Source organism: Castellaniella sp. (assembly GCF_041677825.1).
In the GTDB taxonomy this organism is placed as follows: domain Bacteria; phylum Pseudomonadota; class Gammaproteobacteria; order Burkholderiales; family Burkholderiaceae_B; genus Castellaniella.
The window spans coordinates 162,476-182,344 of sequence record NZ_JBAYPG010000001.1 but is presented as its reverse complement, the minus strand read 5'-3'; the positions used below and the strand labels follow the sequence as shown (position 1 = coordinate 182,344).

At 64.0% G+C, this 19,869-nt stretch carries 16 protein-coding genes; 12 read left to right on the top strand and 4 right to left on the bottom strand.

What is annotated here, in order from left to right:
- Position 1 precedes the first annotated feature (1 nt).
- The 10 genes from WCY17_RS00800 to WCY17_RS00755 all read left to right on the top strand — a co-directional run bounded on the left by WCY17_RS00800 (position 2) and on the right by WCY17_RS00755 (position 12,298).
- Complete coding sequence (locus WCY17_RS00800; protein ID WP_372700256.1) at positions 2–1,666, top strand: TRAP transporter large permease subunit; 1,665 nt, start codon at positions 2–4, stop codon at positions 1,664–1,666.
- Entirely contained in the window at positions 1,663–2,382 is a 720-nt protein-coding gene (locus WCY17_RS00795) for a phosphoribosylanthranilate isomerase (RefSeq protein WP_372700255.1), read from the top strand. Before WCY17_RS00800 ends, WCY17_RS00795 begins: the two co-directional genes overlap by 4 nt.
- A gap of 53 nt (positions 2,383–2,435) precedes the next feature.
- Complete coding sequence (locus WCY17_RS00790) at positions 2,436–3,347, top strand: ABC transporter substrate-binding protein (RefSeq protein ID WP_372700311.1); 912 nt, start codon at positions 2,436–2,438, stop codon at positions 3,345–3,347.
- Between the two features lie 29 nt (positions 3,348–3,376).
- Positions 3,377–4,264: an ABC transporter permease gene (locus WCY17_RS00785; protein WP_372700254.1), complete on the top strand. Its 888-nt coding sequence runs from the start codon at positions 3,377–3,379 to the stop codon at positions 4,262–4,264.
- A gap of 4 nt (positions 4,265–4,268) precedes the next feature.
- Entirely contained in the window at positions 4,269–5,063 is a 795-nt protein-coding gene (locus WCY17_RS00780; protein WP_372700253.1) for an ABC transporter ATP-binding protein, read from the top strand.
- A 93-nt stretch (positions 5,064–5,156) separates the two neighbouring features.
- Entirely contained in the window at positions 5,157–6,320 is a 1,164-nt protein-coding gene (locus WCY17_RS00775) for an efflux RND transporter periplasmic adaptor subunit (protein ID WP_372700252.1), read from the top strand.
- A gap of 24 nt (positions 6,321–6,344) precedes the next feature.
- Entirely contained in the window at positions 6,345–9,512 is a 3,168-nt protein-coding gene (locus tag WCY17_RS00770; RefSeq protein WP_372700251.1) for a multidrug efflux RND transporter permease subunit, read from the top strand.
- Positions 9,509–10,972, top strand: coding sequence for an efflux transporter outer membrane subunit (locus WCY17_RS00765; protein WP_372700250.1), 1,464 nt, complete (start codon positions 9,509–9,511; stop codon positions 10,970–10,972). Before WCY17_RS00770 ends, WCY17_RS00765 begins: the two co-directional genes overlap by 4 nt.
- Positions 10,969–11,697, top strand: coding sequence for a pyridoxine 5'-phosphate synthase (pdxJ, locus tag WCY17_RS00760; protein ID WP_372700310.1), 729 nt, complete (start codon positions 10,969–10,971; stop codon positions 11,695–11,697). Before WCY17_RS00765 ends, pdxJ begins: the two co-directional genes overlap by 4 nt.
- Before the next feature lie 10 nt (positions 11,698–11,707).
- Positions 11,708–12,298 carry a nitroreductase gene (locus WCY17_RS00755; RefSeq protein WP_372700309.1) on the top strand — a complete coding sequence of 197 codons (591 nt, stop codon included), beginning with the start codon at positions 11,708–11,710 and terminating at the stop codon, positions 12,296–12,298.
- Here WCY17_RS00755 and cueR read toward each other — a convergent pair.
- Complete coding sequence (gene cueR / locus WCY17_RS00750; protein WP_372700249.1) at positions 12,247–12,759, bottom strand: Cu(I)-responsive transcriptional regulator; 513 nt, start codon at positions 12,757–12,759, stop codon at positions 12,247–12,249. The two genes, WCY17_RS00755 and cueR, sit on opposite strands and share 52 nt — an antisense overlap.
- Positions 12,752–15,025 (bottom strand): heavy metal translocating P-type ATPase, encoded by a 2,274-nt coding sequence (locus tag WCY17_RS00745; protein ID WP_372700248.1) that lies wholly within the window; start codon positions 15,023–15,025, stop codon positions 12,752–12,754. Before WCY17_RS00745 ends, cueR begins: the two co-directional genes overlap by 8 nt.
- Before the next feature lie 171 nt (positions 15,026–15,196).
- Between WCY17_RS00745 and WCY17_RS00740 the strand changes: the two genes are divergently transcribed.
- Together WCY17_RS00740 and WCY17_RS00735 are read left to right on the top strand one after the other, a co-directional pair.
- Complete coding sequence (locus tag WCY17_RS00740; protein ID WP_372700247.1) at positions 15,197–15,397, top strand: heavy-metal-associated domain-containing protein; 201 nt, start codon at positions 15,197–15,199, stop codon at positions 15,395–15,397.
- A 10-nt stretch (positions 15,398–15,407) separates the two neighbouring features.
- Positions 15,408–16,805, top strand: coding sequence for a dihydrolipoyl dehydrogenase (locus tag WCY17_RS00735; RefSeq protein WP_372700246.1), 1,398 nt, complete (start codon positions 15,408–15,410; stop codon positions 16,803–16,805).
- 68 nt (positions 16,806–16,873) lie between these two features.
- Here the strand turns inward: WCY17_RS00735 and WCY17_RS00730 are convergent, their stop codons facing one another.
- Both WCY17_RS00730 and folD read right to left on the bottom strand, forming a co-directional pair.
- On the bottom strand, positions 16,874–18,982 hold the full coding sequence (locus WCY17_RS00730; RefSeq protein ID WP_372700245.1) for a M3 family metallopeptidase: 2,109 nt from the start codon (positions 18,980–18,982) through the stop codon (positions 16,874–16,876).
- A gap of 31 nt (positions 18,983–19,013) precedes the next feature.
- Positions 19,014–19,868 (bottom strand): bifunctional methylenetetrahydrofolate dehydrogenase/methenyltetrahydrofolate cyclohydrolase FolD, encoded by an 855-nt coding sequence (gene folD, locus WCY17_RS00725; protein ID WP_372700244.1) that lies wholly within the window; start codon positions 19,866–19,868, stop codon positions 19,014–19,016.
- Position 19,869: the final 1 nt, after the last annotated feature.

Genomic DNA, 19,869 nt, shown 5'->3' with positions numbered 1-19,869 from the left:
CATGGAATTCATCGTCGGCAATCTGGCCCCGATCATGTTCTTCAACCTGATCGTATTCCTCTTGCTGGGGTTCCCGGTGGCTTTTTCGCTGGCCGCGACCGGCGTGCTCTACGGCCTGGTGGCCATCGATCTGGACCTGATGAGTCCATTGCTGTTCCAGGCCTTGCCGCAGCGCATTTTCGGCATCGTCAGCAACGATACCTTGCTGGCCGTACCATTTTTCACATTCATGGGCCTGGTGCTCGAACGCTCGGGCATGGCCGAAGACCTGCTGGATACCGTGGGGCAGTTGTTTGGCCCCCTGCGGGGCGGGCTGGCCATCGCCGTGGTCTTCGTGGGCGCCTTGCTGGCGGCCACCACAGGGGTGGTGTCGGCCTCGGTGATTTCAATGGGCCTGATCTCGCTGCCCATCATGTTGCGCTACGGGTACGACCGCCGCCTGGCTTCGGGCGTGATTGCGGCCTCGGGCACCCTGTCGCAGATCATACCGCCCTCGCTGGTGCTCATCATCCTGGCTGATCAATTGGGGCGCTCGATCGGGGACATGTACCGGGGCGCCATGTTGCCCGGGCTGATCCTCGCAGGCTCTTACATGGCGTACGTGCTTCTGGTGGCCATCGTGCGGCCGTCGCATGTCCCGGCCCTGCCGCCCGAAGCACGCGGCTTCGTGGACGAACATGGCCACCGCGGGCTGCGTTCTCTGCTGGTGCTGACACTCATCGCCGCGGCCATCGCCTATTGGGGCTCCAACCACTACTTCAGCACCCATGAGAACATCCCGGTCGACGAACGGGTCGTCATCGTCCTGCTGATCTGGGGCTGTGCCGCGCTGGTCATGGCGCTCGGCAACCGGTGGTTGCGCCTGAAGCGCCTGTCGGCGCTGGCCGAGCGCGTCGTGTTTGTGATGATTCCGCCACTGGCACTCATCTTTCTGGTCCTGGGCACGATCTTCATCGGTCTGGCCACACCGACCGAAGGGGGGGCGATGGGGGCCGTCGGCGCGCTGGTCATGGCGGTCTCGCGTGGCCGTTTTTCCATGCGGCAGCTGCGCCAGGCCATGGAAAGTACCGCCCGATTGTCCTGTTTCGTGGTCTTCATCCTGGTGGGGTCGACCATATTCAGCCTGAGCTTCAGGGGCATCAACGGCGATCTCTGGGTCGAGCAATTGCTGCTGCATGTGCCAGGCGGCGAGTTGGGCTTCCTGGTGGTGGTCAGTGTCATGACCTTCTTCCTGGCCTTCTTTCTCGACTTCTTCGAACTCGCGTTCATCATCGTGCCGCTGCTGGGCCCGGTCGCCGAAAAAATGGGTATTGACCTGATCTGGTTCGGGGTGCTGCTCGCGGTCAACATGCAGACCTCGTTCGTACACCCGCCGTTCGGGTTTGCCCTGTTCTATCTGCGTTCCGTGGCACCCAAGGAAGACTATCACGACCGGGTCACCGGCCAGCTGATCGCCAAGGTGACGACCGGGCAGATCTACATGGGTTCCATCCCGTTCATCATTATCCAGATCCTGATGGTGGCGGCCGTACTGGTTTTTCCGGGCATGGTCACGCACTACAAGGGGGATGCACCCGTCATCGATCCAGCCACGGTGACCTTCGGCCAGGACAGCACCTACGGGCTGGATGATTTCGACGACGATCCGGGCGGGGCCTTTCAATGAACGATCGCACGCGCATCAAGATCTGCGGCCTGACCCGCGCCAGTGACCTGCAGGCCGCAATCCGCTGCGGGGTGGATGCCATAGGGCTGGTGTTCCATCCGTCCAGCCCGCGCCATCTGGATACGCAGGCCGCTGCGCGGCTGCGGGCCCAGGTGCCGGCTTTCGTGACCACGGTTGCGCTGTTCGCGAATGCGCAGGCCGCCGACGTGCAGGCCGTGGCCGATACGCTACGGCCGGATATCCTGCAGTTTCACGGTGAAGAGCCCGAGGCCTTCTGTACGTCATTCGGCTTGCCCTATATCAAGGCATTCCGGGTCGGGGCGCCAGGGCAGGCGGGGGCGGCAGAGCTCGCGGGTACTTGTTCGGCATATACCTCTGCGTCTGCCTGGCTCTTCGACAGCTACAGCCCGGCTTACGGCGGCAGTGGCCTGAAGTTCGATCTGGCCCTGCTGTCGGACGTGGTCGTCATGCCGGGTGCCCGCCCCGTCGTGTTGTCCGGTGGCCTGACGGCTGATACCGTAGCCGCAGGCCTGGCAGCCTGCAGGCCGTACGCGGTGGATGTCAGCAGTGGCGTCGAATCGGCGCCCGGCCTCAAGGATGCGCACAAGATGCACCAGTTTGTGCAGGCGGTCGTGCAGGCCGATCTACAATCACGCCTGTCCAGTTCACGCACTTTCAGGGATCATCCCCTGCAATCTCCCAGGAGTTCCTCATGAATCTGTCCTTCACCTTTCGGCAGCTGGCCAGCGCTGCAGCACTGGCCAGTCTGATGGCTGCTGGCAGCGTACAGGCCCAGTCCGTGGCCGTCACCTCGATCGTCGAGCATCCGGCACTGGATTCCGTCAAGGACGGCGTCCATCAGGCGCTGGCCACGGCGGGCTATACCGAGGCCAAGGGCCTCAAATGGCAGTATCAGACTGCGCAGGGCAATACGGCCATTGCAGCCCAGATCGCACGCAAGTTCGTGGGCGACGATCCCGATGTGATCGTCGCCATCGCGACGCCATCCGCGCAGGCGGTGGTCGCGGCCACGAAGAAGATTCCGGTCGTCTATTCCGCCGTCACCGATCCCGTCGCGGCGCAGCTGGTGCCATCCTGGGATGCCTCGGGTACCAACGTCACCGGGGTGTCCGATGCCCTGGCCCTTGAAAAGCAGGTCGAACTGATCCGGCAGATCGTGCCCGATGCGAAAAAAGTGGGCATGGTCTACAACCCGGGTGAGGCCAATTCGGTGGTGGTGGTCAAGCAGATGCGTGAACTTCTGCCGCAATCGGGCATGACCCTGATCGAAGCGTCTGCGGCGCGTACGGTGGATGTGGGCGCGGCAGCGCGCAGTCTGGTGGGCAAGGTCGACGTGATCTATACCAGCACCGACAACAATGTGGTGTCGGCCTTCGAATCACTCGTCAAAGTGGCCGATTCGGCACGGATCCCGCTGATCGCGTCGGACACCGACAGCGTCAAGCGGGGCGCCATCGCGGCGCTGGGGGTCAATTACCACGACCTGGGGCTGCAGACCGGGCAACTGGTCGTGCGCATCCTGAAGGGCGAGAAGCCGGGCGATATCCCGTCGGAAACCAGCGCCCGGGTCGAGCTGTTCGTCAACCCGGCTGCTGCAGAAAAGCAGGGGGTCACCTTGTCCGAGGCCCTGATCAAGTCGGCTGCACAGGTGATCCAGTAAGATCCGTCCAAGCCGTGTCCGCCTAGATCATGTCCGTCTATTCGATGTGGGGGGCCCTGGAGATCGGGCTGATTTTCAGCCTGGTCGCCCTGGGCGTGCTGATTTCATTTCGCATCCTGAATTTCCCCGACCTCACTGTCGATGGCAGTTTTCCGTTGGGCGGCGCCACCGCGGCCATCCTCATTCATCATGGCTCGGACCCCTTTCTGGCGACCGGGGCGGCCGTATTTGCTGCGGCCTGTGCCGGCATGGTCACGGGCTGGTTGAATGTCAGCCTGAAAATCATGGACCTGCTGGCCAGCATTCTGGTCATGATCGCCCTGTACTCGATCAATCTGCGCGTCATGGATGCGCCCAACATCCCGCTGATCATGGAGCCCACGGTCTTTACGATGCTGCAGCCCGCCAGCCTGGAAGACTACGTGGCCCGTCCCCTGATCCTGCTGCTCATCGTGCTGGTGGCCAAATGGCTGCTCGACTGGTTCTTTGCCACGCAAATCGGGCTGGCCATGCGTTCGACCGGCTCGAATCCGCGCATGGCGCGCGCGCAGGGCATCCACACCGGCCGCATGGTGCTGCTGGGCATGGCCCTCTCCAATGCCCTGTGCGGGCTGGCCGGCGCGCTGTTTGCGCAGTCACAGGGGGGGGCGGACATCTCCATGGGGATCGGCACCATTGTGATCGGGCTGGCTGCGGTCATCATCGGCGAGTCGATCCTGCCCTCGCGGCGGCTTGTGATCATTACCCTTGCCGTCGTACTCGGTGCCGTGCTGTACCGGTTTTTTGTCGCGCTTGCGCTGAATGCGGATTTCATCGGCCTGAAGGCACAGGATCTGAATCTCATCACGGCGGTTCTGGTGACGGTGGCGCTGGTCATTCCGCTCATCAAGCAGAGGCTGCAGAAGAAAAGGGCTTGACAGCATGCTGAGCGCACAAAACCTGCACCTGACCTTCAATCCGGGTACGCCCATCGAAACCCGGGCCCTGCGAGGCATGTCCCTCGACATCCCGACGGGGCAGTTCGTCACCGTCATCGGTTCGAACGGGGCGGGCAAGTCAACCTTCCTGAACGCCATTTCGGGCGAACAGGCGATCGATTCGGGGCGCATCCTGATCGACGGCGAAGATGTCACCGGCCTGGCCGTCTGGGATCGGGCGCACAAGGTTGCCCGGGTCTTCCAGGACCCCATGGCCGGCACGTGCGAGAACCTCAGCATCGAAGAGAACATGTCGCTGGCGCTGGGGCGGGGGCAGTTCCGCAGTTTGCGGCGTGCGGTGCGCGACGACATGCGCGTGCTGTTTCGCGAGCGGCTGGCCATGCTGGGGCTGGGCCTGGAAAATCGTCTGACGGACCGCATCGGCCTGCTCTCCGGGGGGCAGCGTCAGGCCGTCAGTCTGCTGATGGCGGCGTTGCGCCCGTCGCGCATTCTGCTGCTCGATGAACACACGGCTGCACTGGATCCGCGTACGGCGCGTTTCGTGCTCGAGCTCACCTCGCGCATCGTGGCCGAACATGGCCTGACGACGATGATGGTGACCCACAGCATGCGCCAGGCACTCGATGTGGGCGAGCGCACCGTCATGCTGCACCATGGCAAAGTCGTGCTCGATGTCTCGGGAGACGCCCGCACTGGGCTCGATGTGCCGGACCTGCTCGAGATGTTCGAACAGGTGCGCGGGGAAATCCTGGCCGATGACAGCCTCCTTCTGGGTTGAAGGGGCTTTCCCGTTTCCCTTTATACTTGATCCTTCCCTGCCCTTACCGGAGTCTTTTTCATGATTTTCAACAGGCGGTCGTCTGGGCGCCACATGCGTCTTTTCATTCTGGTGATGCTGCTCGGCCTGTCTGCCTGTGATCGCCAGGCGCCCCAGGCGCCTGCAGGGGGGATGAAAATCCCTGTCAGCGTGATCGAACTGCAGCCGCAAGTGACACAGATCACCGCTGATCTGCCCGGGCGCGTTCTGGCCATCGAAGACGCCGAAATCCGGGCCCGGGTCACGGGCATCGTGAAATCGATCAATTTCGATCAGGGCAGTGTGGTGAAGGCGGGGCAGCTGCTGTTCGTGATCGATCCGGCCCCGTATCAGGCCGCGCGCGATCAGGCGGCTGCACAGCTGAAGAATGCCGAAGCCGCCGATCTCTCGGCGCGTCTGCTCGAGCAGCGCTATGCCAAGCTGATCAGGAATCACGCCATCAGCCAGCAGGATTTCGACAATGCACAGGCCCAGGCGCGCCAGGCCGCAGCGGCCGTGGCTGCGGCCCGGGCGGTCCTCGAGGCGGCCGAGATCGATCTGGGCTATACCCAGGTCACTTCACCCATCGATGGACGCATCGGCAAGGCACAGGTCACCGTGGGGGCGCTGGTCAGTGCGTCTTCAGCCACCACGCTGGCCTCGGTGCACCGTTTCAATGAAGTCTATGTCGACATTACCCAGCCGGTGTCCGAAATCGCGGCGCTGCGCAGCCAGGTGGCCCGTGGCGAGATCCGGCCTGATGCGCACGGCAATTCCCGCGTGAGCATCATGCTCGGCGATGGTCAGCCCTATGATCATGACGGCACATTGCTGTTCTCGGGCATTGCCGTCGATCCGGGCACCGGGCAGGTCAATCTGCGGGCCTTGTTTCCGAACCCCGAAGAAACGCTGCTGCCCGGGCTGTATGTCCGTGTATTGCTCGATCAGGGCGCTGACGACCAGGCGCTGGTTGTACCCCAGCAGGCCATCCTGAGAACGCCAGACGGCAAGAGCACGGTGGTGCTGGTGCAGGATGGCAAGGCGGCCTATGTGCCAGTCCAGCTGGGGCCGCGCTCTGGTGGTGGCTATGTCGTGTACAAGGGCGTGCAGGCGGGTGACCAGCTCGTCGTGGCCGGCTTTCAGAAGATCCGGCCCGGGGCACCCGTACAGCCCATGCCCTGGAAAGATCCGGCGTCCGGCTCGGGTCAAAATGAGGCAGCAGGCCAGCAGGCCGGCTGATCCCTTCTTTTCTCGCGAGCATTCATGCCACAGTTTTTCATCGACAGACCGATCTTTGCCTGGGTGGTCGCCCTGGGCATTGCCCTGGCGGGTCTGCTGGCCATTCCCAACATGCCAGTATCGCAATACCCCGAGGTTGCGCCGCCTACAGTCAACATCAACGCCACCTACCCGGGTGCATCGGCCACTGAAGTCTCCACCAGTGTCTCGAGCATCATCGAGAACGAACTCAATGGCGCCCAGGGGCTGCTGTATTACGAATCCGTCAGCGACAGCAACGGCCAGGCGCAGATCACCGTCACGTTCGCATCCGGCACGGACCCCGACATGGCGCAGGTCGACGTGCAGAATCGCCTGTCCAATGTGTCGGCGCGGCTGCCGTCGGCTGTCATGCAGCAGGGCCTGAAGGTGAGCCAGTCCAATTCCGGCTTTCTCATGGTGGTCACCGTATCGTCCACCGATGGCTCCATGGGGCAGGACGAACTGGCGGATTACATCACCCGCAACATCCAGAATCCGATGTCACGCATCAAGGGGGTGGGCAAGTTCCAGCTTTTCGCATCCAGCCGGGCCATGCGCGTCTGGGTCGATCCGCAAAAGCTGGTCGGCTACAAGCTCGGCATGGGAGACATCAATCAGGCGATCACCCGGCAGAACCTGGTCATTTCGGGGGGGGCACTGGGCGCTCCACCCAATCCGGGCTCCCAGCAGGTTGCCGTGCCGCTGCTGGTCGAGGGTGAACTCGATTCTCCCGAAGAATTCGGCAACATCATCCTGCGCGCCAATACCGATGGTTCCACGGTCCGGATCCGCGACGTGGCACAGGTCGAACTGGGCTCGGACAACTACCAGTTCGGCTCCCGACTCAACGGCAAGCCCACCGCGGCCTTTGCCCTGTCGTTGACGCCGACGGCCAACGCCCTCGAAACGGCGCAGCTGTCCAAGGCCAAGATGAAGGAACTGGCCGGTTTCTTTCCGGACAACATCGAATATGCGATTCCGTACGACACTTCGCCCTATGTGGAGACCTCGATCGAGCAGGTGGTGCATACCCTGTTCGAAGCCATGGTGCTGGTGTTCGTGGTCATGTTCGTATTCCTGCAGAATGTCCGCTATACGTTGATTCCCGCACTCGTGGTGCCCGTGGCCATATTGGGCGCCTTCGCGATCATGCTGGCGCTGGGGTTCACGATCAATGTGCTGACCATGTTCGCCATGGTGCTGGCGATCGGGATTCTGGTCGATGATGCGATCGTGGTGGTCGAGAACGTCGAACGGATCATGGTGGATGAAGGCCTGTCCCCCAAGGAAGCCACGAAGAAGGCCATGCCGCAGATCAGCGGGGCCATCGTCGGCATTACCCTGGTATTGACCACGGTGTTTCTGCCGCTGGCGTTCATGTCCGGTTCGGTGGGCATCATCTATCGCCAGTTTTCGGTGGCCATGGCCGTGTCCATCCTGTTTTCGGCCTTTCTGGCGCTCAGTTTCACGCCCGCCCTGTGCGCGACCATTCTCAAGCCCATACCCAAGGGACAGCACGCGAGCAAGGGTGGGGTGTTCGGCTGGTTCAACCGCTCGTTCGAACGCATTACCCACGGCTACACGCACTGGGTGGCGCGCAGCCTGACGCGCGGTGTGCGCATGATGCTGGTGTTCATCATCCTGGTCGGCGTGCTGGGCTGGATGTACATGCGCTTGCCGACGTCATTCCTGCCCGAGGAAGACCAGGGCTACGTGATCGCCAACATCGAACTGCCGTCGGGCTCGACCTCGAACCGCACGATAGGCATCATCGAGCAGGTCGAACAGTATTTCATGCATCTGCCCCAGGTCGAGAACATCATTACGGTGCAGGGCTTCAGCTTCAACGGCAACGGCCTGAACGCGGCGATCGCCTTCGTGCCCCTGAAACCATTCGAAGACCGCAAGGGGCCGGCAAACTCCGCCCAGGCCATTTCAGCGGAAGCCATGGGCAAGCTGATGTTCGGTCTGCCCGATGCCATGGTCATTTCCATCATCCCGCCGGCCATCTCATCGCTGGGCAATGCCTCGGGGTTCGACCTGCGTCTCGAAGACCGCAGCGGCGTGGGCCAGGAGACCCTGCAGGCATCTGCCCAGCAGTTGCTGCAGCTTGCATCGCAAAGCCCCATCCTGACCCAGACCCGCATCACTGGCCTGGGGCCGGGTCCGCAATTGCGGGTACAGATCGATCGCGACAAGGTGGCGGCGATGGGGGTCGACTTCTCTGAAGTGGCCCAACTGGTGGCCACCGCCATCGGCTCGTCGTACATCACCAAATTCACGAATCAGGGCTGGGTGCAGAATGTCTGGGTGCAGGCCGAGCCGGCGGCCCGCATGAATCCCGACGACATCCTGCAGCTCAATGCGCGCAATGCACAGGGCGACATGGTGCCGCTTTCATCCTTCGTCACGCTCGAATGGACACAAGGCCCGGTGCAGGTCGTACGCTACAATGGCTACGAATCCGTGCGCATTGGTGGCTCTGCGGCACCGGGCTATTCATCGGGGCAGGCCATGGCCGAGATGGAACGCCTGATTGCCGAACTGCCGCCAGGCCTGGGTTACGAATGGACCGGGCTTTCATTCCAGGAAATCGAGGCCGGAAACCAGTCCGCCATATTGCTGGGCCTGTCGGTGCTCGTGGTGTTCATGGTGCTGGCGGCCCTGTATGAAAGCTGGGCCATTCCGTTGTCGGTGATGCTTGCCGTGCCGCTGGGCATGCTGGGTGCCGTCATGCTCAGCGCGCTCATGGGGAAATCGAACGACGTGTATTTCCAGGTGGGCATGGTCACGGTCATCGGCCTGTCGGCCAAGAATGCCATCCTGATTGTCGAGTTTGCCAAAGACATGTACGCCAGTGGAGCCAGCCTGATCGATTCTGCAGTAGAAGCGTCCCGCTTGCGTTTCAGGCCCATTCTCATGACATCGTTCGCCTTCATTCTCGGGGTGCTGCCCCTGGTTCTGGCGACGGGCGCCGGTGCGGCCAGCCAGAATGCGGTGGGTCTTGGCGTGCTGGGCGGCATGCTGGCTGCGACCCCGCTGGCGGTGCTGTTCGTGCCTACCTTCTTCGTGGTGATACTGAAACTGTTCAAGACCAAGCCCAAGCTGCTGGGTCACGCGCCGCCTCATATTTCGGTGGCCGACAGCGGGCATACAGGAGAGTCCTCATGACAGGTTTTGCCTTGCGCCCGGTCTTCGTAGTGGGGTTGAGTCTGGCCCTGTCGGCCTGTTCCCTGGCACCAGTCTACGAACGTCCCGATGCGCCTGTGCCGGGCCATTTCCCCGGGCAGGGGGCAGGGCAGGCCAATGCCGCCGAGCTGCCGGCCTGGCGGGATTTCTTCCTCGATCCACGCTTGCGGGCGCTGATCCAGCATGCGCTCGAGAACAACCGTGACCTGCGCATCGCCATGGGCCGGGTCGAAGAAGCCAGGGCCCAGTTCGGTATCGCCGACAGTGAACGACTGCCCGTCATCGGGGTACAGGGGTCTGGCCAGATCACCCGCTCACCGGCCGATATGCGGCCAGGTGGCGCCGATGCAAAATCAGTCAGCCGCAGTTATTCCGCCGGTGTGGGCATCCCCTCGTTCGAGCTCGACTTCTTCGGCCGGGTGCGCAATCTCAGCGAGGCCGCCTATCAGCAATACCTGTCCACCGAAGAGGCGCGCCGCACCGTGCAGCTGGCGCTGGTTGCGCAAATGGCCGAAGCCTATTTCAGGCTGCGTTCCGGCCTGGCGATGCAGGCGCTCACCGAACAGACCTTGCAGGCCCGCCAGGGCACCCTCGATCTGGTCCAGGCCCGCTTCGATGTCGGGGTGGCGTCCGATCTCGATCTTGCCCAGGCGCAGCTGCAGCGGGATACGGTCATGGCCGATCTGGTCGCGGCCGAGCGCAATATCGCGCTGGCCAACAATGCCCTGCAGCTCATCCTCGGCATGCCAGTCCCCGAAAACCTGCCCGAACCACTGGTCTACGGGCGCGATCAGCTGCTCGAGCGCATCCCGCCCGGCCTGCCGTCGCAACTGCTCGAGCGCCGCCCCGACATCATCGGCGCCGAGCACGACCTCAAGGCAGCCAACGCCCAGATCGGGGCGGCACGTGCTGCATTTTTCCCGAATATCTCGCTCACCGGCCTGTTGGGGTTCGCGAGCCCCGAACTCGGCGCGCTGTTTGGCGGCAGCCAGAGATATTGGCAGTTTTCGCCCCAGATCAGCATGCCGATATTTTCCGGGGGCATTCGCGGCAACCTCGATCTGGCCAAGGCGCGCGAGCACGTCGCGGTTGCGAACTACGAAAAGACGATCCAGACTGCATTTCGCGAAGTGGCCGATGGCCTGGCCGGTGAAGCCACCTATGGCCGCCAGCTCGATGCCCTGCGCGCGTCCGAGGCCTCAGCCCTGAAGGCACTGGATCTCTCGGAGGTCCGCTATGAAACCGGTGTGGACAGTTTTCTGCAGGTACAGACAGCACAAATCGGCCTGTATGGCGTACAGCAGCAATTCATCGCGCTGGGCACCGAGGCGCTGTTCAATCGGGTTGGCCTCTACAAGGCGCTGGGTGGCGGGTGGTCAGCGCAGGACAGCGCCAGCGAAGATACGGCAGATGAGCCGCCCGCCCCTGCAAAGGAGTCCTGATGGAACTTGGTGTCAATATCGATCATGTGGCCACACTGCGTCAGCAACGGCTGGTGTCCTATCCAGATCCGCTGCAGGCCGCCCTGCGGGCGGAAGACGCCGGGGCCGATCTCATTACCCTGCACTTGCGTGAAGATCGGCGTCATATCCAGGACGCCGATGTGCATGCGATTCGGGCGGCGGTGCGCACGCGCATGAACCTCGAATGTGCCATCACCCCGGAAATGCTGGCGATCGCCTGCGAGGTCCGGCCGCAGGACGTCTGTCTGGTACCCGAAAAGCGGCTCGAACTCACGACCGAAGGGGGGCTGGACGTGGCTTCCCACGAAGCCGAAGTCGAATCGGCCGTACAGCGCCTGCACGGCGCGGGCATTCGGGTCTCCCTGTTCATCGACCCGGAAGCCGATCAGATCCAGGCAGCAGTTCGCTGCGGTGCGGGCATCATCGAGCTGCACACGGGGGCGTATGCCGATGCCGCCGACCCGCAGGCCCGCCACGTGCAACTCGAACGTTTGCGCCAGGCCATTGCGGTGGCGGTGGGCGAGGGCCTGCGGGTCAATGCCGGGCACGGCCTGCACTATGACAACGTGCAGGCGATTGCAGCCTTGCCGGGCATTGCCGAGCTGAATATTGGCCACGCCATTGTGGCGCAGGCCGTATTCGACGGCTGGGAGCCCGCCATACGGCGCATGAAGGCGCTCATGATCCAGGCCAGTTCTGCCTGATGCGGGAGACCTGTCCATGAATCCATTGCTCGAAGTCCTTCTCGATCGCCAATCGGTAAAATTCGTTCAGGCGCCGGGTCCCGATGCGGTTCAGCTGGATTTGATCCTGCAGGCTGCCATGCGGGCGCCCGATCATGGCGCAGTGCGGCCGTGGCGTTTCAAACTGATCCCTCGACAGCATGTGCCGATGCTGGTCGATCTGGCCATTCAGGCGGGCCAGGCAGCCGGCAAGCCCATGCCTGATTTCAAGATCACGAAGTGGCGCGCATGGCTGGCTCGCGTGCCCCTGGTCATCGCCATCGCCTGTCGGCCGGATCCCAGTGGCCGGATCCGGGAACAAGAAAGCCTCCTGTCCGTGGGCACTGCGGTCATGAACATGCTCAATGCCGCGCATGCCCTGGGCCTGGCGGGTTTCTGGAGCACGGGTATGGGGACGTACCTCGACGGGGTGGCCGAGGCATTGGGGTTCGATGCCCTCGATGAGCGCTTCATGGGTTATCTGGCCCTGGGCACCCCGATCGAGCAGCCCGGGCCTGTGATACGGCCCGATTACCGCGAATTCGTGACCGAGTGGCAGCCCAGCCCCGAATTCTCGGCCTGATCGCCGCTGTCGCCCGGATGCCCGGCTTCAAGCCCTTCCAGTATCGGGCACTCGGGCCGGTCATCCCCGTGACAGCGCTGGGCCAGATTGCGCAATGAGGCGGCCATGCTCTGCAGCATTGCGGCCTTTTGCTCAAGTGCCTCGATGTGCGCCAGTGCCAGGCGCTTGACTTCGGCGCTGGCGCGTGCCTGATCGTGCCAGAGATCGGTCAGCGCGCCGATCTGCTTCAGGGAAAAGCCCAGTTCGCGCGCACTGCGTATGAACTTCAGCGCATGCAGGTCGTTCAGATCATACTGGCGGTAGCCTGATTCCGAGCGCCCCTGCGGGCTGAACAATCCATATTGCTCGTAGTACCGGATCATCTTGGGGCTCAGGCCTGTTTGTCGGGCGACCTCGCCTATCGTGAGCGGACGGGGGGCCGCGGCAATGTCGCGCCGCGACGGGTGTGTCGAGCTATCCATGTGAGACCTCCAGAGGCAGCCATTTGAGCCGCAGTGCGTTGACCACCACGAACACACTGGACAGGGCCATCGCAGCGGCGCCGAGCATGGGCGAAAGCTGCCAGCCGAACCATGGATAGAATACACCTGCGGCCAACGGAATCAGGGCCGCGTTGTAGGCGAAGGCCCAGAACAGATTCTGGGCGATGTTGCGCATGCTCAGTCGCGACAGCACCAGCGCGCGCGCAACGGACCCCAGGTCTTCGTTCATCAGGATCACTTCGGCCGATTCAATGGCCACGTCGGTGCCCTGACCAATGGCAATGCCCACGTCCGCTGTGGCCAGCGCCGGGGCATCATTGATGCCGTCACCCACGAAGGCGAGCGGGCCCAGCGTCTGTTGCATGTCCTGGAGCAGGCTGGCCTTGTGTTCGGGCAGGGTCTGCGCATGCACGATATCGATGCCCAGGCGCCGCGCCACATAATGTGCCGCCGCCTCATGATCGCCCGTGATCAGGGCGGTCTTCAGGCCCAGAGCGTGCAAGGCGGCCAGGGCAGGTGCTGCCGTTTCGCGCAAGGGGTCGGCCACGGCCAGAATGCCTGCGAGACGCCCGTCGCTGGCCGCCAGGAACACGGTCTTGCCTTCGCCAGCCCAGGCCTGAACTTGTTCTGCGATGTCATCGGGCACCGCGATGCCGTGACTGCGCATCAAGGTGACCGACCCGAGCAGGCAGTCGTGGCCCTCGACCTGGCCCCGGACGCCCGCACCCGTCAGCGCCTGGAAATCGTTCACCGGCGGCAAGGGGCCGCAGCCCTGGTCGTATGCGTCCATGATGGCGCGTGCGATGGGGTGTTCGGACGCGCTCTGTACTGCGGCCACCCTGCGCAGCAAGGTGGCCCGATCGGAATCGCCGATGGGCAGGACATCGGTGAGTGCCGGTTGGCCGCGAGTGAGCGTGCCGGTCTTGTCGAAGGCGACGATCTGCACCTGGCGCAGACGCTGCAAGGCATCGCCATGGCGGAATATGATCCCCAGCCCTGCGGCGCGCCCGGTGGCCACCATGATCGAGATGGGTGTGGCCAGGCCCATGGCGCATGGGCAGGCGATGATGAGCACGGCCACGCCGGCAATCAGGGCGTGCGTCAGGGCCGGCTCGGGGCCCCAGTGCCACCAGGTCGCGAACGCCAATACTGCCAGACCCATGACCACCGGGACGAACCAGGCCGTCACGCGGTCGACCAGACCCTGGATCGGCAGCTTGGAACCCTGAGCCTGTTCGACCAGCCGGATGATGTGCGCCAGCACGGTATCGGCACCCACCTGGGTCGTGCGCAGTATCAGGCTGCCTTGAGTGTTCAGGGTGCCGCCGATCAGGCGGTCGCCCGCCGCGCGTGCCACCGGGATCGGCTCGCCGGTGATCATGGATTCATCCACCCAGGATGACCCCTCGATGACCGTGCCATCGACGGGGATTTTTTCGCCGGGCCGCACACGGACTTCGTCACCCGGGACGAGATCCCCCAGCGGCTGTTCCTGCCACGTACCGTCGCGACGGACCCAGGCGGTGCGTGGCTGCAGGCCGATCAGGTGCCGGATGGCCGAACCGGCCCGACCCCGCGCGCGGGCCTCGAGCCAGCGTCCGAGCAGGATCAGGGTGGCGACGACGGCGGCGGCTTCAAAGTACAGATGGCGTGCGTCGGCGGGCAGTGCATCCGGCACCCAGGTCACCAGTGTCGAATAGAGCCATGCGCTTCCCGCGCCCAGCGCCACCAGGGTGTTCATGTCGGGGCCCAGATGCCACAGGGCCTTGAAGCCGCGGGTGAAGAATTCGCGCCCCGGCCCGGCCAGAACGAGCGTAACGAGCACGAATTCGAACCAGGCCAGACCCTGAAAATCGAGCCGAGTGGACACCAGATGGTGCAGCGCCGGGATCAGGTGGCTGCCCATCTCGACCACGAAGACCGGCAAGGTGAGCACCAGGGCCCAGGCAAAGCGCCGGCCTGCAGCGTGCGCCTCGTCATCGTCTGGCGCAGCCTGCTCTGCTGCGGTCTGGGTCAGGAGACGCGCCTCATAGCCACGTTTGCTGACGGCATCCAGCAGGCGGCCGGTGTCCATATGCGCATCGGACAGCTCGATGTGCGCACGTCGCGTGGCAAGGTTGACGTTGGCCTGCGCCACCCCCTGGACCGCATTGAGCGCGGTTTCAACGCGCCGCACGCACGAGGCGCAGGTCATGCCATCCACTTCGAGATCCAGAGTCATGGCAGCAGATGCAGGTTTGGACATGGATACATCCTTGTGAAGAGTCTTGGCAGGCAGAATACAGCTTGACCTCGTGTCAAGGTCAAGCCGGGGTGTTCTGCATATCCAGGGGCTTGTGCTTGCCGCCGTGTCAAGGTTTAACATGGGCAAGTCCATCCCGATGACGGGTCTATCTCAATAATGGAGTCATTTTCGATGAAAGCCACATTTGTAGTCCATGACATGACATGCAATCACTGCGTACAGACCATCACCCGGGCCGTGCAGTCCCTGTCGGCAGACGCACGCGTGCAGGCGGATCTGGCCAGCCACCGCGTCACCATCGAAGCGCCGGTCGATGCATCGCAGCTGCAACAGGCTATTGCGGCCGAAGGCTACGACGTGCAGCCGGCCTGAGGTCTCCACCATGCCGAAAGAACGGGTCGTCGATGTGGCGATCGTAGGCGCGGGCTCGGCGGGGCTGTCGGCCTATCGCGAAGTTGTGAAGGCGGGCCTGCGGCCACTGCTGATCGAGGCCGGCGCCCATGGCACGATGTGCGCCCGGGTCGGCTGCATGCCGTCGAAGCTGCTGATCGCTGCAGCGCAGGCCGCTGCGGATGCGCGCCATGCGAGCCAGTTCGGCCTGCGTGTGGGGCCGGTTCATGTGGACGGTCCGGCCGTCATGCAGCGGGTACGCCGTGAACGGGATCGTTTCGTGGGGTTTGTGCTGGCCGACGTCCAGGCCATGCCGGCCGGACATCGGCTGGATGCCAGGGTGCAGTTCGTGGCTCCGGGCCTGCTGCGGGCCGATGATGGCCAGATCGTCAGGGCACAGCGTATCATACTGGCCACGGGGACCGAGCCGGTCATTCCCGACAGCCTGAAGCCCTTGGGAAAGCAGGCGCTCGTCAATGACGACGTGTTCGAGTGGCACGACCTGCCGCGCAGCGTGCTGGTGGTGGGGGCCGGGGTGATCGGGGTCGAACTGGGGCAGGCGCTCGCCCGTCTTGGCGTACGGGTGCGCACGCTGACCCGCTCGGACAATTTCGCCCGGGTTCAGGACGCACTGATACAAGACGCTGCGGTCGCCTGCCTGGCCCCGGATCTGGGGCTGGTCCGTCGGGCGCGGATCATGCAGGTCCGGTGTTCGGGGCCACAGGTCGAAGTCACGTGGGCGGCCCCCGAGGGGCCGCCCACGACCGAACGCTTCGATCGTGTGCTCGCCACCACCGGGCGCCATCATACCCTGGCGGCCCTGGCGCTCGAGCGCGCCGGCATTGAAGTCGATGCCGACGGCCATCCTGATCTGGATCCGGACACTTTGCAGATCCGTGGCCATCCGGTTTTCCTGGCGGGCGACGCAACGGGCCGGCATGCCATCCAGCACGAGGCTTCGGACGATGGCCACAAGGCGGGCCGCAACGCCGCGGCCTGGCCCGATCTGCCTGCGCGATCGCATCGCGCATCGCTCGAGGTGGTGTTCAGTGACCCGCAGATCATGCGTGTTGGCCTGGGTGGGCAGGCGTTTGATCCCGAACGCATGGTGATCGGTCAGGCCGATTACAGCCGCCAGGGCCGCTCACGGGTCATGCTGCGCAACCAGGGCCTGTTGCATGTCTATATGCGCCGCAGCGATCGGCGATTTCTGGGTGCGGAAATGGTAGGCCCCGATGCGGAACACGTGGCTCACCTGCTTGCGTGGGCCCTGCAGATGGAACTGTCGGTACCGGACATGCTCGCACTGCCGTTTTACCATCCAACCATTGAAGAGGGGGTGCGCACGGCCCTGCGGGGCGCGGTGTCAGCTGCACGGGCCGGCCGCTGAACGCGGCGGGGGCCAGGAACCGGCGGTTGGCGCGCCAGCAGGCCCGAACAGCAACCGCACCAGGTTTTTCAGGGCGCGGCGGGTACGCTGCCATCGGGCACGAGGCCCCCGTGGCGCAGCAAGGCGTCGATCTCGGGATCGCGACCACGGAATGCCCTGAATGACTCGGCGGCTGGCCTGGAGCCCCCTACGGCGATGATTTCGTCGAGGTAGCGGCGCGCCGTTTCAGCGTCGAGCACATTGCGCCCGCCATCGGGTTCGGGGCGGGCGTGTTCTTCGAAGGCGGCAAAGGCATCGGCCGACAGCACTTCGGCCCATTTGTAGCTGTAATACCCGGCACCGTAGCCGCCTGCAAACAGGTGTGAGAAGGCGTGCGGAAAGCGATGCCAGCCGGGCGGGATGATGAGTGCCACTTCCTGGCGAACCTGGGCGAGCGTCTCCATGACGGCTGCAATGGTCAGCCCCTGCGACTGCAGATGAATCTGCATGTCGAACAGGGCGAACTCGATCTGGCGCAAGGTCTGCAGGCCGCTCTGGAAGTTGCGTGCGGCATGCATTTTGTCGTAGAGTGCGCGCGGCAGGGGCTCACCGGTCTGTGCGTGCCGCGTCAGCGACTGCAGCACGTTCCATTCCCAGCAGAAGTTTTCCATGAACTGCGACGGCAGTTCGATGGCATCCCACTCGACGGCGGAAAATGCGGCCGCGGCGGGTTCATCGACGCGGGACATCAAGGCGTGCATCGCATGCCCGCTTTCATGAAAGAGGGTGATGACATCGTCGTGACTGAACTGCGCCTCGTGGCCGCCGATCGGGGCAGGGAAGTTGCAGGTCAGCCAGACGAGCGGCGTGTGCAGTTCACCACTGGGCAACAGCCGGCGACTGCGCTCGCTGCCGACCCAGGCGCCACCTTGCTTGCCTTGACGGGCGTAGAGGTCCATGCCCAGCCGGCCGATTTCGTGGCCTGCGGCATCGAGTACCTGGAATATGCGCGCATCGGGGTGCCAGGTGCTGGCCGTACACGCCTGCAGGCGAACCCCGAACAGGGCCTGGATGACCTTGAACAGGCCCTTCAGTACCTGGGATTCGGTGAAGTAGGGGCGAAGTTCTTCATCGGAATAGCTGTGCAGGTGCTCGCGCAGGCGCTCGGATGCGTAGGCGATATCCCAGGCCTCGAGCGTATCCAGGCCCAGTTCGTCGTGCGCAAACCGGCGCAATACCTGGAGGTCCTGTTCTGCAGCGGGACGTGCCCGGACAGCCAGTTCGCGCAGGAATTCGAGCACCTGGGGGGCGCTGTCGGCCATGCGGGTCTCCAGGCGCAGGCTGGCAAAATGTTGATAGCCCAGCAGGTGTGCTTCTTCGGCCCGCAGGCTCAGCAGTGATTCGATGATGGTGGAATTGTCGTAGGTGGCATCACCCAGTTCGGACGCCCGGGTCGCATAGGCCCGGTAGAGGGTTTCGCGCAGTGCACGATCCTGGGCATGCTGCAGCACGGGCAGATAGCAGGGCATGTGCAGGCTGAGCCGGTAGCCTTGCTGTTCGTTGGCCTGGGCTGCGGCCTGCGCCGCCGAGACGACGTTGGCCGGCAGCCCGGCCAGGCGCGCCGGGTCATCGATCAGCAGGGACCAGTGATCGGTCGCATCGAGCACGTTTTCGGAAAATTTCTGCGACAGGCTGGCTTGTTGCTCGGCGTTGCGCGCCCAGTCTTCGCGGGCCTGGCCTTCGAGTTCGACGCCGGCCAGGCGAAAATCGCGCAACGCCAGCTGGACGATGCGCTGGCGCGTCGGTGACAGGCTGGAAAAACCCGGGCTGTCGGCGAGACTGCGATAGCGGGCGTAGAGTGCCCGGTTGAGCCCCACCCAGGTGGAGAATTCGCTCATCAGCGGCAGGCACCGATTGTAGGCTTCGCGCAGTTCGGGCGTATTGACCACGCTGTTCAGGTGCCCCACCACCGACCACGCCCGGTGCAGCCGCTCGGAAGCGTCTTCCATGGGGTTGATGAAGTTGTCCCAGGTGGCGTCTGCCCCGTCGGCCGCTGCGGCATCGATGGCGCTGCGACACCCGGCGATCAGGGCGCGTATGGCCGGTTCGACATGCGCGGGCTGGACGGCGCCATAATCGATGAAGGACTCGGCCGGAACGAGCAGGGGATTGCCGGCTTCAGGAGACTGGCTGTTCATGAGGCTCATATGAGGACTGAAGGGCGGTATTTCAAGCCGGCAGCTGACGTTCGGCCGATTCGACGGTATTGACCAGCAGCATGGCGATGGTCATGGGGCCGACACCACCCGGTACCGGCGTGATGGCCGCCGCCACCTGCCTGGCCGTCTCGAAGTCTACATCGCCCACGAGCTGGCCGTTCTCGAGCCGGTTGATGCCCACATCGATGACGACTGCGCCCGGTTTGATCATGTCGCCGGTGACCATGCCCGATCGGCCGGTCGCCACCACCAGAACATCGGCCCGGCGCGTCTGTGCGCCGAGGTCGCGCGTCTTGGAATTGCAGATCGTCACGGTGGCGCCGGCCGCCAGGAGCAGCAGTGCCATCGGTTTGCCCACGATGTTGCTGGCCCCGACGACCACCGCCTCGGCGCCCCACAGTGGGACAGCCTCGGATTCGAGCATCTTCATGATGCCGTACGGCGTGCATGGCAGGAAGCGGGGTCGGCCCGTCAGCAGGAGCCCTGCATTGGCCACATGAAAACCGTCCACGTCCTTGGTGGCGTCGATGGCGGCAATCACCCGGCCTGTATCGATATGCCCGGGCAAGGGCAGCTGCACCAGGATGCCATGGATGGACGGATCGGCATTCAGGGAATCCAGCAGATCGAGCAACTCACCTTCAGGCGTGTCGGCTGCCAGGGATACGGTACGCGACAGTATCCCGGCCGCTTCACAGGCGGCCGCCTTGTTGCGCACGTAGACCTGCGATGCCGGATTGTCACCCACCAGGACCACGGCCAGGCCTGGCGTGATGCCCTGTGCCCGCAGGGTCCGGACCCGATCGGCTACCTGCGCGCGCACCGTGGCGGCCAGCATCTTGCCATCGATCAGACGAGCGGCCATG

Coding starts and splice junctions, on each gene's coding strand:
- WCY17_RS00775 (WP_372700252.1), top strand. CDS start 5,157: ATGCGTCTTTTCATTCTGGTGATGCTGCTCGGCCTGTCTGCCTGTGAT.
- WCY17_RS00735 (WP_372700246.1), top strand. CDS start 15,408: ATGCCGAAAGAACGGGTCGTCGATGTGGCGATCGTAGGCGCGGGCTCG.
- WCY17_RS00790 (WP_372700311.1), top strand. CDS start 2,436: ATGGCTGCTGGCAGCGTACAGGCCCAGTCCGTGGCCGTCACCTCGATC.
- WCY17_RS00745 (WP_372700248.1), bottom strand. CDS start 15,025: ATGTCCAAACCTGCATCTGCTGCCATGACTCTGGATCTCGAAGTGGAT.
- WCY17_RS00795 (WP_372700255.1), top strand. CDS start 1,663: ATGAACGATCGCACGCGCATCAAGATCTGCGGCCTGACCCGCGCCAGT.
- WCY17_RS00800 (WP_372700256.1), top strand. CDS start 2: ATGGAATTCATCGTCGGCAATCTGGCCCCGATCATGTTCTTCAACCTG.
- WCY17_RS00785 (WP_372700254.1), top strand. CDS start 3,377: ATGTCCGTCTATTCGATGTGGGGGGCCCTGGAGATCGGGCTGATTTTC.
- WCY17_RS00770 (WP_372700251.1), top strand. CDS start 6,345: ATGCCACAGTTTTTCATCGACAGACCGATCTTTGCCTGGGTGGTCGCC.
- folD (WP_372700244.1), bottom strand. CDS start 19,868: ATGGCCGCTCGTCTGATCGATGGCAAGATGCTGGCCGCCACGGTGCGC.
- WCY17_RS00765 (WP_372700250.1), top strand. CDS start 9,509: ATGACAGGTTTTGCCTTGCGCCCGGTCTTCGTAGTGGGGTTGAGTCTG.
- WCY17_RS00740 (WP_372700247.1), top strand. CDS start 15,197: ATGAAAGCCACATTTGTAGTCCATGACATGACATGCAATCACTGCGTA.
- WCY17_RS00730 (WP_372700245.1), bottom strand. CDS start 18,982: ATGAACAGCCAGTCTCCTGAAGCCGGCAATCCCCTGCTCGTTCCGGCC.
- WCY17_RS00780 (WP_372700253.1), top strand. CDS start 4,269: ATGCTGAGCGCACAAAACCTGCACCTGACCTTCAATCCGGGTACGCCC.
- cueR (WP_372700249.1), bottom strand. CDS start 12,759: ATGGATAGCTCGACACACCCGTCGCGGCGCGACATTGCCGCGGCCCCC.